9 protein-coding genes are annotated in these 14,343 nt (G+C 45.6%); 4 read left to right on the plus strand and 5 right to left on the minus strand.

Translation table 11 applies throughout. From position 1 onward, the window contains the following. The first annotated feature begins 196 nt into the window (after window positions 1–196). Complete coding sequence (locus tag ACRC53_RS01805) at window positions 197–1,087, plus strand: LysR family transcriptional regulator (protein WP_438641863.1); 891 nt, start codon at window positions 197–199, stop codon at window positions 1,085–1,087. On the opposite strand, the gene yjeH is transcribed toward ACRC53_RS01805, so the two are convergent. Both yjeH and hldE read right to left on the minus strand, forming a co-directional pair. Continuing rightward, the gene (gene yjeH, locus ACRC53_RS01810) at window positions 1,079–2,329 is read right to left on the minus strand and encodes an L-methionine/branched-chain amino acid transporter (protein WP_438641864.1); all 1,251 of its coding nucleotides are present in this window, start codon (window positions 2,327–2,329) and stop codon (window positions 1,079–1,081) included. The two genes, ACRC53_RS01805 and yjeH, sit on opposite strands and share 9 nt — an antisense overlap. A 245-nt stretch (window positions 2,330–2,574) precedes the next feature. Then, window positions 2,575–4,005 (minus strand): bifunctional D-glycero-beta-D-manno-heptose-7-phosphate kinase/D-glycero-beta-D-manno-heptose 1-phosphate adenylyltransferase HldE, encoded by a 1,431-nt coding sequence (gene hldE / locus ACRC53_RS01815; protein ID WP_438641865.1) that lies wholly within the window; start codon window positions 4,003–4,005, stop codon window positions 2,575–2,577. A 131-nt stretch (window positions 4,006–4,136) separates the two neighbouring features. Here hldE and ACRC53_RS01820 point away from each other — a divergent pair, with 131 nt between their 5' ends. Continuing rightward, entirely contained in the window at window positions 4,137–5,054 is a 918-nt protein-coding gene (locus ACRC53_RS01820; RefSeq protein WP_438641866.1) for a Kdo(2)-lipid IV(A) acyltransferase, read from the plus strand. 179 nt (window positions 5,055–5,233) lie between these two features. On the opposite strand, the gene glnE is transcribed toward ACRC53_RS01820, so the two are convergent. From glnE to ACRC53_RS01835, 3 genes are all read right to left on the minus strand, one after another. Continuing rightward, window positions 5,234–8,173 carry a bifunctional [glutamate--ammonia ligase]-adenylyl-L-tyrosine phosphorylase/[glutamate--ammonia-ligase] adenylyltransferase gene (gene glnE / locus ACRC53_RS01825; RefSeq protein ID WP_438642006.1) on the minus strand — a complete coding sequence of 980 codons (2,940 nt, stop codon included), beginning with the start codon at window positions 8,171–8,173 and terminating at the stop codon, window positions 5,234–5,236. 302 nt (window positions 8,174–8,475) lie between these two features. Continuing rightward, the gene (locus ACRC53_RS01830; RefSeq protein ID WP_438641867.1) at window positions 8,476–10,011 is read right to left on the minus strand and encodes a methyl-accepting chemotaxis protein; all 1,536 of its coding nucleotides are present in this window, start codon (window positions 10,009–10,011) and stop codon (window positions 8,476–8,478) included. Window positions 10,012–10,481: 470 nt separating this feature from the next. Then, complete coding sequence (locus ACRC53_RS01835; protein WP_438641868.1) at window positions 10,482–12,173, minus strand: CYTH and CHAD domain-containing protein; 1,692 nt, start codon at window positions 12,171–12,173, stop codon at window positions 10,482–10,484. Between the two features lie 169 nt (window positions 12,174–12,342). On the opposite strand from ACRC53_RS01835, the gene ACRC53_RS01840 reads away from it, so the two are divergent. Further along, complete coding sequence (locus tag ACRC53_RS01840; RefSeq protein ID WP_438641869.1) at window positions 12,343–13,023, plus strand: TIGR00153 family protein; 681 nt, start codon at window positions 12,343–12,345, stop codon at window positions 13,021–13,023. 23 nt (window positions 13,024–13,046) lie between these two features. Continuing rightward, window positions 13,047–14,312 (plus strand): inorganic phosphate transporter, encoded by a 1,266-nt coding sequence (locus tag ACRC53_RS01845; protein WP_438641870.1) that lies wholly within the window; start codon window positions 13,047–13,049, stop codon window positions 14,310–14,312. The last annotated feature ends 31 nt before the right edge of the window (window positions 14,313–14,343 follow it).

A 14,343-nucleotide genomic window follows, 5' to 3' on the forward strand; every position in this document is an offset into this window, starting at 1 on the left:
GCCTACTGCATGCGCTGCGGCTTATGACGCATACAGCAATAATAACCTTTATTCTTATCTTTTATAACGTACTCACACAGTATCAAATACCGTGATATCTGATATCAGTACGGCACTCTGTTATGATACTAGGTGGCTAATCATGTAAACTGTTAGACCAGCAGTGATGTAAGAAAAGAAGCAATAAGGGAAAATAATGCGGCGAACTGATTTAACGCTTTTGTACTATTTTAGTGTGCTCTATCAAGAGCAAAATATGACACAGGCAGCCAGTAAAGCGTTTGTTTCGCCACTTGAGCTATCACAACAGATAATGAGCTTAGAACAGCACTATAACCAACCTCTGTTTGAGCGGCGGCAAACGTATATGTTGCCTACGGAGTTTGCCGATCATATTTATCTGCATATAAAGCGTATTTTACAGGAAGTGGATTCACTCGATCACTGTGTGGATAATTACAAAGGGGAAACGCAGCAACATTTGCATATTGGCGTTGTTCAATCTGTTGAGCCGGTGATCAATAATTTACTGCGTTATGCACTGCAACAACCGAAATTATCAATTACGATCACTGAAGCGCCTATTGATACGATGCTCGATAAACTTAATCAGCATCAATTAGATATGGTCATTGGCCACTCTGTTCCTTTATTAGCCAGCCAAATTGAACAACAACCATTTTGTGATGATCAACTAATGGTTGTTTTGCCACCACATCACAGTTTAGCCAACCAGCCACAGATCTATTTTAATCAGCTATTAGATCAAAATCTGATTTTATTACCAGAGCCCCACATTACCCAAACAACGCTTTTGCAAATAGCGCGCCAGCACGATCTTCCCTTGAAGATCTCCGCGACATTAAGCCAGATCACCGCCATTATGGCTGCTGTTAATGCACATTTGGGGATCTCGGTACTGCCTGCCACGGCCATGCAACTATTGCCTGATAATACACTGGTCTGGCGTAAGCTCGCTGATGCAGATGAGAGCCAACCTATTTGGGTTTATTACGCACGAGATAATAAACACCATGAGCAGATACAAGCGTTAATCTCAACCCTACTAACACCATGCTTATGTTGAGTAGCTTGGTAATATTTTTGCGATAACATAACAGAGTAGCAGCAATAACAGCGCATAGCTGCTCTGTATGCCAATAATCCAAAACAGAAAAATACTGCACAACAACGCCCCTATTAATGACATTATTCGGGCCATACCGCGCAATAAAACAACACCAGAAAGCATCGCTAACAGATAAATCAACACAAAAATGGCATTGGCATAGATGATCAAACTCGATAACGAGAGGTTTACCCCATAAATGATGACGGTACACAGCGCACATATTCCAACAACCCATAACAGCGCATGGCTTGGCACTTGGTGAACCGAAAGCTGGGCAATACGATGATGTGGGGTATATTGGCGTGTTTGTGACCACACTAAACGGGCAAAGCTTTGTAGATAGATATTAATACTGGCAAAGCAGGCAAGATATCCAATCAAACACGCTATTTGTTGTGCTGTTTTGCCCAATAATCCTCCGACAATCGTTGGAATAGAGGCAGAAGGCGCAAGTGTAAGGTCATATACCTGAAAATGTAGAATAGCCAGTGTACATGCCCAATATACACTGCCTGCCAGCAGTAATCCGCCTAGCAAGGCTCGAGGAAAATCACGAGCAGGCTGGCGAAATTCTGAGCCTAAATGCGCAAAAGCTTCAAGCCCAACAAAGCACCAAAACATCACCGCCAACCCAGCACTTAAGGGCTGGTATTTGGGCCATGCTGGAAACGTGAGATTTTGCCAAATTTGGCCGTAATAACTGATTAATATCACCACAGCCACAATCAACAGAGCAATCAGTGTTTGAATATTTGCCGATGAACCAGCACTGCGCATGCCAAACCCAAGCACTACAAGCAGTGTCAATAGTTCAATACCTAACGCCTGCTGTGGGTTAAATCCAAATGCTGCTATCCAAAACCCCGCTGCAATCTGTAACGCGGCGGGTAAACCTACCGGAATAACCAGCAAAAACAACCAACCAGTTGCACGCGCTAGATATGCACCGAAAGCAAGCTCAACAAAATGTACCGTTCCACCTGCATGTGGATATGCTCGCCCCAGTGCGGCAAAGCCAATGGCAATAGGAAAAACCAGCATGATTAAGAGTGGCCATAACCAGAGTACGCCTGTTCCTACCAGTGTCACCGCCAGTGCTGGAACAGCAAAAACCCCCGTACCCAGTAGTGATGTGGCTAATAAACCAATCCCCTGCAGTACCCCCAACTCGGGTTTCAATCCAGATGTGGTTTTCATTGCAAATACAGGTGGTAATTGGGTGATGTTTGTAAGAAAAAAACAGAAAAAAAAGACATTTATGGCACATCCTTGTGCTCAAAAGCGTAGGGTATAAAAGTATGTTGTATAAAAAGAGCGTATTAACCGTGTTCTCATCAAAAAAAGATAAGATCAACAGCGTTATACTACAACATGTTATATGGATATAACCCACTTATGTGGTATAGCATATTGAATAACACATTGAATACAATACGCTCAACTTACCCGCGGCCATTCCGAATGGCAGCGATGATATTACTCGTTGAACAACCATCTTCAAAATTCAACACTTTCACTTCCCCTCCTGCGGCAATAACCTCTGCCCCCCCAGCAATTTGCTCTGGCAAATAATCACCGCCTTTGACTAATAAATCAGGCAGCACAGAGGCAATTAAACGCTGTGGCGTCTCTTCATCAAACGGTACAACCCAGTCTACTGCACCTAACCCCGCAAGTACGGCCATACGTTGCGACAACGGATTGACCGGGCGGCTCTCACCTTTTAAGCGTTGTACTGACGCATCAGTATTTACCGCCACAATGAGTCTATCACCCAGTTTGCGGGCATTTTCCAAATACGAAACATGGCCTGCATGTAAAATATCAAAGCAGCCATTCGTCATTACCACCCGCTCGCCACGACGACGTGCCTGTGTCATTACTGTTTTTAGTGTTGCCTCGGTCATCACACCAAAACCGCTATCAGTACGGCCACGGATAGCATTTTCCAGTTCAAGGGTCGATAACGTTGACGTGCCCAGTTTGCCGACAACAACACCCGCGGCTGCATTAGCCAAAAAGCAGGCTTCAGCCAATGACTTACCGGCAGCAAGGCTGGCTGCGAGCGTACCTATCACGGTATCGCCTGCACCGGTGACATCAAACACCTCTTGAGCTTGGGTTGGTAAATGCAATGGGGCATGCCCTTCACGCAGTAATGTCATCCCGTTTTCTGAACGCGTAACCAGTAATGCATCTAATTCAAAGCGGCGCAGTAACACCATACCGCGTTCAACAATATCTTGCTCTGATTTACAACGGCCTGCTACAGCCTCAAATTCTGATAAATTTGGTGTCAGTAAGGTTGCACCACGGTAGCGTTCAAAATCACTGCCTTTAGGGTCAATCAGCACAGGAACACCCGCAGCACGTGCCAGTTGAATCATCGGTTGTACGGCATTTAGTGCCCCTTTTGCATAATCCGATAAAACAAGTGCACCGATATGAGGTAAGGCTGCAGCAATACGATCAAACAGAGGTTGAGGGTCAATATTCTCAAAACCCTCTTCGAAATCTAAACGTAGCAGTTGTTGATTACGCGATAAAATACGTAATTTAGTGATAGTCGGATGAGTAGGCACTGCCACAAAATCGCACTCAACCTCTACAGCACTGAGTGCATGCGATAGAGCCATTGCAGCATCATCTATCCCTGTTAAGCCGACTAAATGTGAACGTGCACCAAGAGACGCTATATTCATAGCTACGTTAGCTGCACCGCCTGGTCGCTCTTCAATATTCTCAACTTTTACGATAGGAACAGGGGCTTCTGGTGAGATTCGGTTAGTTGGGCCAGTCCAGTAGCGATCTAACATGATATCCCCTACAACCAATACACCGGCGCGAGAGTAATCAGGCAACATCACATTCATGCTTTGCTCCACAGACAGCAAAAATAATTAGATTATGCCTGAGTGTATCACAAGGGAAAATAACAGACATGCAAGGTACAGCATATGAAGGTAAACTAACTAAGTCCACGTTATTTATTATGAAGTGCATCATGGTTAAATCTCAATTTCGCTCTGCCTTTTTTCATCCACGTTATTGGTTTACGTGGTTGGGGATCAGTACTTTGTTTCTCGTAACCCTGCTCCCCTATTCAGTGATCCGAAAAATCGGGTTTGGTCTTGGCCGTCTGTATATGCGTGTTGGAAAACGTCGAGTAAAAGTCGCAGAGCGTAATTTAGCACTCTGCTTTCCAGATATGAGTGATGAAGCTCGCCAGCGAATTTTACACGAAAATTTTGCATCAACCGGAATGGCCATTATGGAAACCGGTATGGCATGGTTTTGGCCAGACTGGAGAATCAAGCGTATTTTTCATGTTGAGGGTGTAGAGCATATTTATGCTGCACAAGCCCAAAAACGCGGTATATTGCTGATTGGTGTTCACTTCCTAACTCTCGAACTCGGTGGCCGGATTTTAGGTATTGATACGCCCGGTGTTGGTGTCTATCGCGCGAATGACAATGCGCTGCTTGACTGGTTGCAAACATGGGGTCGGCTACGTTCGAATAAATTTATGATAGATCGTAAAGATCTTAAAGGTATGATTCGAGCTCTGCGCCAAGGTGAGCTGATGTGGTATGCCCCTGACCATGATTACGGCCCACGCCGCAGTGTTTTTGCCCCGCTATTTGCCGTAGAAAAAGCAGCAACAACGACAGGTACTGGCATTTTAATGCAGGCAGCAAACCCGCTGATTATCGCGTTTGCACCCATTCGTAATCAAGATAGCAGTGGCTATCATTTAATTGTTCAGCCACCTGCGCAAGGTTTCCCAATGGAAGATGAGGTAGCAGCAGCAACCTTTATGAATAAAATTGTGGAACAAGAGATTTTACGCGCACCAGGCCAGTACATGTGGTTGCATCGCCGATTTAAAACGCGGCCTGATGGCGAACCTTCACTGTATTGATAATGTTCTATTCGCCAAAATTCACAATACGTGTTCACCGTATCTTACTCTTGTTACCTGTTTGGTAATGTCAGTAATAACGCTGTAAAAACAAGGGCCTATAATCAGGCCCTTCTGTGATACTCCTGTCGTTATATGATCATTATTACATGGCCATTATCACTATTTTATGACAACAACTATGTTGTAGGTTCTGCAAGCCATGTTTGCCAACTGGCTAATACTTGCTCTCGTTCGGCAATAAATTCCGTCATTTTGACTTTTCCAGTTTGCTGTAACAGAGCTAAACGGTGGTTCTCATCCCGTAACCGGCAATAACACTGTGTTAGCGCATGTGCTTCTTGTGTCGGCATCAGACCGTAACGGGCTAACTGCTCAAAAATTCGTACATTATCAGACCAGAGTGTCACGGCTGGCTGCTCGGCAGCAAAGCGAAGCACCAGATATTGCGCAATAAACTCAATATCGGTAATCCCCCCCGGATCAGCTTTTAAATCAAACCACGCGGGATCACGGTTAGCGAGGTGATCTTGCATTTTATGCCGCATGGTTAGCACATCGTGTCGGAGTGCTGACTCATGACGAGGTTGGCATAAGATATTTTGCCTAACTTGCGTAAATCCGGCGCGTAATATCGGATCACCATACACGACGCGGGCACGGGTGAGTGCCTGATGCTCCCAGGTCCAAGCCTCTTGCTGCTGATAGGCGTGAAACGCATGCAAAGGGCTAACTAATAACCCTGCTGCACCCGATGGGCGTAAACGGGTATCGATCTCGTACAAAATACCGGAGCCAGTTCGTGTACCAAACAAGTGCATAATCCGCTGCACTAAACGCAGATAAAACTGGCGACCATCAATTTTCCGAGGGCCTTGTGTGATTACATCTGCTGGGCAATCAATCAAAAAAACCAAATCCAGATCCGATCCATAACCAAGCTCCCACCCACCCAGTTTACCGTAACCGACAACAGCAAAGCCGCGGCCTCCACGTTCGTGCAAATGTTCAGGCTCACCAAAACGGGCACAAACATGACCCCATGCCTGTTGCACAACCGCTTCAATCATCGCTTCTGCCAACGAAGTGAGATGATCGCTGACTTTCATCACTGGCAATGCCCCTACAATATCGGCCGCAGCAATCCGCAACAGTTGTGCCTGTTTAAACTGGCGCAACGCTTCCATTTGTTGCTCTTCATCCTCTTCGGGAACGCGCAGTAAATATTGGCGTAGCTCATCAGGGTAGTGCTGTAAAGAGAGCGGTTGGTAGAGCGTATGTGGGTCTAACAGCTCATCAAGCAAAATAGGGTAGTGTGCTAATTGCGCAGCCACCAGCGGTGATGCCGCACAAAGGGTAATCAGGTGCGTTAATGCCGAACGATGCTCAAGCAACAGTTCAAGGTACGTTGTGCGGGTCGCAATTTTACTCATCAGATGAATAATACGTGCTAACAGTTCTGTAGGCTGTGTATGTGTTAGTACCGCATCTAACAAACACGGCATGAGGCGATTAAGCACTTCTCGCCCGCGTGGGCCAAGCGTTCGCTTATCCATTTCGTGGCGAAAATCAGTGATAGTACGCCGCACTGTCTCTTGCTGATCAATAGCAACGCCTGCTGCACACAATAATGTTGTGGTTTCAGAATCACTCAAATGGCCCAACCATAATTCAAGGTAACAGTGTGCTTCGCTTTTGACTTTTACATGATCTTTTTTATCCTGATGATGAACATCTGCTTCTGCTACCGAATGTTCATCATCTTCGCCAATAAGCTGAGTAAAAATTTTCCGCACTGCGTCAGTATGTTGGTTGAGTGTTTGTGTCAGTATCGACCAATTATCGTGCTGCATTGCCCATGCTAAACGCGCACGATCTAGGGTGTGCGTTGGTGAATCTTGCATTGGCAAGGTTTGAGTTTGTTCATCACGGATGGCCTGCAATACATTCTCTAACCGCCGTAAATACAGATAAGCACTGTGTAACTGCTGCACATCAGCAGGTGTCAATAGCCCCATTTCACCACAAGCATATAACGTTGGCAGCAGTGAACGCCCTTGTAATGCGGGTTCACGACCACCACGAATGAGTTGAAAGGCTTGTGCAATAAATTCAATTTCACGGATACCGCCTGCGCCAAGTTTAATGTTATCAACTAACCCACGCCGCCGAACTTCACGCGCAATCATGCCTTTCATATTTCGTAGCGATTGGATCACACTAAAATCAATGTAACGACGAAATACAAATGGCCGTAACATCTGCTTCAATGTCTGCGCATATTGGCTACCATCTTCCCCCAACAGCCGCGCTTTGATCATCGCGTAGCGTTCCCAATCACGCCCTTGCTCTTGATAATAATCCTCTAATGCCGCATAGCTCATTACTAACGGGCCACTATCACCAAACGGGCGTAATCGCATATCTACCCGATACACAAAACCATCCGCAGTAGGATGATCTAATACTTTGATTAAACGTTGCCCTAAACGGGTAAAAAACTGCGCATTAGCCACTGAGCGCCGACCACCTTGTGTCTCTCCGTTTTCAGGATAAGCGAAGATCAGATCGATATCAGATGAGAAGTTCAACTCACCACCACCGAGTTTTCCCATTCCTAAAATCAAAAGAGGTTGTGGCTCACCCTGTGCATTGCAAGGTGTACCCATTTCACGGCAAGCGGCTTGATAGAGCCAATGACGTGCTCCCACAATTAAGGCTTCAGCCAGTAAACTCAGTTGTGTCAGTGTTTGTTGAGTCAACTGTGGTAATTCGGCATGACAGCACCGTGGGCTACCGGCCAAAAGAGGGTCTTTTTCAGGTAAACATAGGTTATCAGATGCTGATCGCACAGCAACTTGTAGCCATGCAATTTTGGTTAACTCAGCGCGCCGAAATTGACGCAATACCCGCATCAAACTGGCTTCATCAAACACCTGAGACAGTGCTTGCTCAAGCTGTGTCGTATAGTGTTGTTCACGCCCATAAGCCGGTAGTTCAGTACACAACGCGGTCAGTACATCAGGTTGTAATAGCAGTGTCTCAGCCGCAAATTCAGACAACGCTAACAGTTGCACCAATGAATGACGCACATCTATCGACGCAGGCGCTGATAACATAGCCAATGTTGGTAGATGTACCGCAGCATCAGGCTGACTATACCGCTGCACCATACGTTGCAACAAAGGTTGTGTTGCATGTGCAAGTGGTTCTGGCAACTGCGTACAGGCCGTACTCATGGCTATCGCAAAATCACTCAATATGGTGGTAGTTAATGTGTTAGGAGTCTGGGTCATGGCGGCATCCAATCCGATAAAAACAGCAGAACAATACCTTCTAAGCTAACAAAAAAGCCCTGCTTCATCACTATGAATACAGGGCTTTTTATGCTCAGTGAAGAGAATAGCGAGACAATCTTAACTTAATGTTTAAAACGAAACTCACCAATCTCCGCTTGTAATTTCTCAGCGTGTGATTGCATCGCATCGGCTGTTTCAGTCAGCTCCGTCATCACCGTAACAGCACCTAAAATCAGCTCACGCACGTTGCTCAGATTTTTACTCATCTCTTGTGCAACCGTGCTTTGTTGTTGGGCCGATGACGCTATCTCAAAGTTCATTTCACTAATACTGAGTACACTAGCTTCAATTTTTGTAAATTCACTGCCTGCTTGTGTAATCTGTGCCGTTCCCTCTGCCGCTTCAGTAACACTCTGTTCCATAAACTCAACGGCTTGACTTGCGCTACTTTGCAATTGCGAGATCATCTCTTGAATCTCAACCGTTGCAGTTTGGGTACGTTGTGCAAGTTGTCGGACTTCATCTGCGACCACCGCAAATCCACGCCCTTGCTCCCCTGCGCGTGCCGCTTCAATGGCGGCATTTAATGCCAGCAAATTCGTTTGTTCAGAGATACTCCGAATCGTTGAAACAACCGAACCAATTGAACCCACCCGCTCTTCAACCTGATTTACCGCGTGGGCTGACTCACGAATATCCGCTGACAATTGGCAGATTACCTCCGTAGTACGCCCAACAAATTGGGCCCCTTGCTTGGCTTGTTCGGCGCTGATCGTTGTAGTTTTTGAAGCCAACTCTGTATTTTGTGCGACATTTTGCACCGTAGAGCTCATCTCGCTCATGGCAGAGGCTAACTGATCTATCTCCGCAAACTCCTCTTTAGTCGCCTCACCCGTTTCACTCATGGCTATCGACATCACTTCAGCAATTGCCGTTAACTCCTGTGCCGTTGAGGTTTGAATCGCCACAATATTATGCAAGTTTAATCGGGTCCGCTCTAATACCTGAGCCATATCCCCAAACTCATCACGGCACGGCATTACGATGGGCAATGTCAGATCTTTATTCGCAATAGCGTTAATATTTGTAGTTAAGTAGTTAATCTGTTTATGCATCACTCGCACAACACTGACCAACAAACCAATAAATAATACTATCATGGCTAACGTCTGCCACACGATTCTTAGCAGAAAATCTTGATACGCCTGATCGGCAAATTGTCGGTCAAGCTCTACGCCAATCACCCAGCCATGATGATTGAGTAAATATGTTTGCTGATTACCCTCGTGCACCCAGCCTGATAGCACCCCTCCAACACTCTTTTGCCAACTATCGCGATCATGAAAACGGGGGTTTCCCAATAATTGCCCTTCAGGCGTCAACACATAAACGCTTTTTTTCTCTTGTTGTAACAGACCAGAAAGCGTAGACAGTTGCCCAGTGGTATATAAACTATTCAGTAAAGTGGCCACTGTATTGGCTTGTTGCTGTGTATTTTGCTGCGCGGAGAGCAGTAAATTTTGCTGCAGTAAGTGAGCATCAAATAATTGTTTTCCTGTTAATAATACGGTACTGCCTACCATCAACAGTACAATCTTGGGTAATAACCGAATATTAACCAACCAGCGTTCTACAAAATTAAACCGTATTGTACTCATGCCAATCCCTGTGTCTGCCTATCCCTAGTTGTAGCGGAAAATTTTTATCTACAGCTCTATCGGCAAACAGCAGCAATACATAATTTCATCGACAAAAATAAGCGACTCATGTCACAAAAATCACCGCCAAGAAAATAATTTGGGGGAATAAAGACGAACGGCCTCGCAAATAAAACACATACTTCTCATTAAACTGAGGTAGAAAAATTGCCGGCACCGCTCAAAACTCAACATAACATCTCTTTTCCTACACACCCATTATCCAGCTAGAAAAAAAATCAACATGTTACGCGGTAAAAAAACACAATGTGAACGTTTATCAGCCCAGCTTTTAGGCTTATAACGTCTGTATTTTCTTGTCATGGTCGGCTTATTATTTATCTCTTTTCTTGATTGCGTATTTCAACGTATCTTGTAATGAAATAGCAGACCCGAAGTACTGCTATTTCACTCAAAACGAATATATTGACTTAAAACCAATACGTATCTTGGGCTAAAAGATGACGTCGCGCCTGTTCTAACTGCTCAACAAGATACGTCTCTTCGGCATTTAAGCTATTTAATAACGAAACACAGCATGTCATCTGCGCAGTCGCAGTATTGCTTTGCAAATCTGATGTTTTCTGTTCCACCTCTTCTGTCTTGTTTGCAATCAGCACATTGTCAATGTACTGCTGGACAAAACGGCGTACTGCATCATGCTGTTGTAACGTTTGCTGCAATGCCCATACCCGTTGCCACGCCTGACGAAACGATAAACACGGCTCGGCGACATACAGCCCCCCTAATGCCCGCTCGGTTTGAGCATAACGCTGTACCCGTGGTATTTGATCTAAATAGTTTTGTCGCGCCAATGGCTTTGCGCCAACCAAAACACTTTTTACCTCAGACCACTGACGTGCCAATTGAATATCAGCAAATCGTTTAATTGGCGCAGCCAAATCCTGCCGGCTTTTTGTATCAATAAAACCTTGCCAGCGTTGCTCAATTAACCATTGATTAAACATCAGCACTAATTGGGCGTAGCGCGGGCTGAAGAGCAGTGCCTGATAGTGTGTCACTGATAATGGGTGTAATGCCTTTTCAACCGCATCAAATAGGGCTGGCGCATTAATATGCAGAGCAAGATCTGGTTGTTGTAGCCATACAGCTAATGGGCTCAATGCCTCAATAACGCCCAGTTGTTCATCAAGCCACAATAACTCATGCCGTAAAGTCGCCGTAGCTTTGCGGGGAATGTGCCGCCCAAACAACGTAAACCAGTGGCGGATAAAATCAACCGCACAGCGCACCTCTTGCAATGCAGACCATGCTAATGGGGCATGATAAGCGGGCTCAATGCCCGTTGTTGAACATAATGCAGTGTGAAACCGTGCCTCATTGGTCTGCCAATGTGCCAATGCTTGCTCTAATGCCTGCGCAAATGCGTGCTCTAAATTTGCTTTGCGCGATATCGCCATCAGTGATAACGGTGCGGCTATATCTGCAGTATGTCGTGCTAAAGTACCCGTGTATGATAAAGCGACTTGCTGTGCTAAACGGTAGCCACGTGCTGCCTTACTCTCACTGCCTTGGCGTAATCCCCCCAACTGACATAACTCAGTCGCCAGTTGAAACAGCGCACGTGGCTGACCGCTCACAAGCTCAAGTTCTATTTCACAAATGGCTTCTCGATGCTCGCCTGCAATTACCCAACCTTGATCAAATGCCAGCTCTATCTCCGAAAATTGATTGCACGGCTTGCCATTTTCATCGAGATCTTCGCAATAAATAAGCCATTGCTGACGCAAAAAATCAGTATTAAATAGCGGTTGTAATTGTGCATTCACGGCACTGACATCCCACTTCGCTGGCCAAATGCCGACATCAAACAGTGTTAAATCGGGCACATCTTGCATAATAGCTACATTAAACTCTGGCCGCTGATGCAACCCTGCAACGACTCGACCCTCTGTTTTTAACGTCTGAGTATGAACATTATCTGCGGTGCGTACACGTAATCCCATTTTGGCACTACGCAAAAGTTGTGTGGGCGTATCATAATAGGTGTTGGTCAGTTGTTGTTGATGGTGTTTGCTGACGGCGTGTTTTTTTACTAACTGTAACAACGGGGCTTCAATCGCCGGTGACACAATAAATTTCAGCTCAATTTCAGTATTCATAATGGGAAACCCGATGTTGTCACATAAATAGCACTGCTTTTTATCTTAATGGCAGCAGAAAAATGAGGTTATTTGATGTCAAGCGGATGAAGTCTGCACTGACATACGATAACATGCGCATCCTCTGACAACTGTTGCGCAATGAAACGCCAACATAGGTGCATTGGTTATGCCAGTTAATACTATTTTAGGTCTTTTTGCCAAGTCTCCAATTAAACCTTTAGGTGAGCATGCAAAAAAGGTACATGAGTGTTGTTTACAGCTCGTGCCTTTTTTTGAAGCCACTGCAAGCAATGATTGGGAAAAAGCGAATCAGCTGCGCGAGCATATTTCTCAACTTGAGAAACAAGCTGATACGCTAAAACGTGAGATCCGCCTTAAGCTACCCCGTGGCTTATTCCTGCCTGTTGACCGTACTGACATGCTTGAATTGCTCACTCAGCAAGACAAACTTGCCAACCGTGCGAAAGATATCTCTGGACGCATTATCGGCCGCCATTTACGCATTCCCGATGAAATGCACTCTGCTTTTATGAACTATCTGCAACGCTGCTTGGACGCAACAGCGCAATCACACCGAGTTATCGCCGAAATGGATGGTTTACTCGAAACCGGCTTTAAAGGCCGTGAGGTTGCACTGGTAGAAACGATGATCACGGAGTTGGATCACATCGAAGATGATACAGACCACCTCCAGATCCTGCTACGTCAGACACTATTGACGCTGGAAGATCAATTCAATCCGATTGATGTGGTGTTCCTGTACAAGACTCTGGAATGGGTGGGTGATTTAGCCGATCAAGCACTGCGCGTAGGCGCACGTTTAGAATTGATGCTAGCTCGCTCATAACGTAGCAAATAATAGGTAATACAATGGAAATTTTGGCACAACACGGCTCACTTATCGTGCTGGTCGCGGCTCTTTTAGGCTTATTGATGGCTGTAGGTATCGGCGCAAACGATGTTGCCAATGCAATGGGTACCTCTGTCGGCTCAAAAGCGGTCACTATCAAACAAGCGATTATTATCGCAATGATCTTTGAGTTTGCTGGCGCTTATTTGGCCGGTGGTGAAGTAACCCAAACTATTCGTAACGGAATTATTGAGACTTCGTTATTCAACCATCAACCGCAAATTTTGGTCTTTGGCATGATGTCAGCACTGCTGGCAGCCGGAACATGGTTGATTGTGGCCTCATTTATGGGCTGGCCTGTATCAACTACGCACTCTATTATCGGTGCGATTATCGGGTTTGCTTGTGTGTCTGTTGGGCCACATGCGGTCGATTGGAGCAGTGTAAAAGGTATCGTAGGGAGCTGGCTTATTACCCCATTAATTGCAGGGGTACTGGCTTACGGCATATTTATCAGTGCACAACGGCTGATATTTGATACCGAAAACCCAATGAAAAATGCTAAACGTTATGGCCCGGTGTACATGTTTTTGACCGCACTGGTTATTTTCTTAGTAACCATCAAAAAAGGCTTAAAACATGTTGGTCTGGATCTGAGCGACAGCGAAACACTGCTGATTTCCGTGTTATCGGCCTTCGCCGTAATGGTTGGTGGCTACCTGTATATCTCCAGCAAAAGCTTTACTGCCAAAGCTGTCTCTAAAAATGGGTTTGCCGGTGTAGAGCGGGTCTTTAGTGTCCTGATGGTGATTACCGCTTGTGCAATGGCGTTTGCCCATGGTTCAAACGATGTGGCTAACGCTATTGGCCCACTTTCGGCGATTGTTGCGGTGATAAATAGCGGCGGTGATTTACAAAATACTTCACCTATCGTCTGGTGGATTTTACCGCTTGGTGCAGTAGGTATTGTCATTGGTCTTGCGTTACTCGGACATAAAGTGATGGCAACAGTGGGTACAGGCATTACCGATCTAACACCGAGCCGTGGTTTTGCTGCGCAGTTTGCTACCGCGACAACTGTAGTCATTGCCTCAGGAACAGGCCTACCAATCTCTACAACCCAAACACTGGTAGGGGCAGTATTAGGTGTTGGTTTTGCCCGCGGTATTGCCGCACTGAACTTAGGGGTAGTGCGAAATATTGTTGCATCGTGGATCATTACCCTACCTGCCGGTGCTTTCCTATCAATTATTTTCTTCTATTTTTTCCGCGCGGTATTCTCTTAATCGCTGGAAAACAACTTAAAATATAACAATA

Origin of the sequence: Plesiomonas sp., from assembly GCF_051652165.1 — a bacterium.
GTDB lineage: Bacteria > Pseudomonadota > Gammaproteobacteria > Enterobacterales > CAMTGL01 > Plesiomonas.

Bases quoted from the DNA above. Each gene is read 5' to 3' on its own strand.
- hldE (WP_438641865.1), bottom strand. From the start codon at position 4,005: ATGAATGTGATGTTGCCTGATTACTCTCGCGCCGGTGTATTGGTTGTA.
- ACRC53_RS01845 (WP_438641870.1), top strand. From the start codon at position 13,047: ATGGAAATTTTGGCACAACACGGCTCACTTATCGTGCTGGTCGCGGCT.
- glnE (WP_438642006.1), bottom strand. From the start codon at position 8,173: ATGTTATCAGCGCCTGCGTCGATAGATGTGCGTCATTCATTGGTGCAA.
- ACRC53_RS01840 (WP_438641869.1), top strand. From the start codon at position 12,343: ATGCCAGTTAATACTATTTTAGGTCTTTTTGCCAAGTCTCCAATTAAA.
- yjeH (WP_438641864.1), bottom strand. From the start codon at position 2,329: ATGAAAACCACATCTGGATTGAAACCCGAGTTGGGGGTACTGCAGGGG.
- ACRC53_RS01820 (WP_438641866.1), top strand. From the start codon at position 4,137: ATGGTTAAATCTCAATTTCGCTCTGCCTTTTTTCATCCACGTTATTGG.
- ACRC53_RS01830 (WP_438641867.1), bottom strand. From the start codon at position 10,011: ATGAGTACAATACGGTTTAATTTTGTAGAACGCTGGTTGGTTAATATT.
- ACRC53_RS01805 (WP_438641863.1), top strand. From the start codon at position 197: ATGCGGCGAACTGATTTAACGCTTTTGTACTATTTTAGTGTGCTCTAT.
- ACRC53_RS01835 (WP_438641868.1), bottom strand. From the start codon at position 12,173: ATGAATACTGAAATTGAGCTGAAATTTATTGTGTCACCGGCGATTGAA.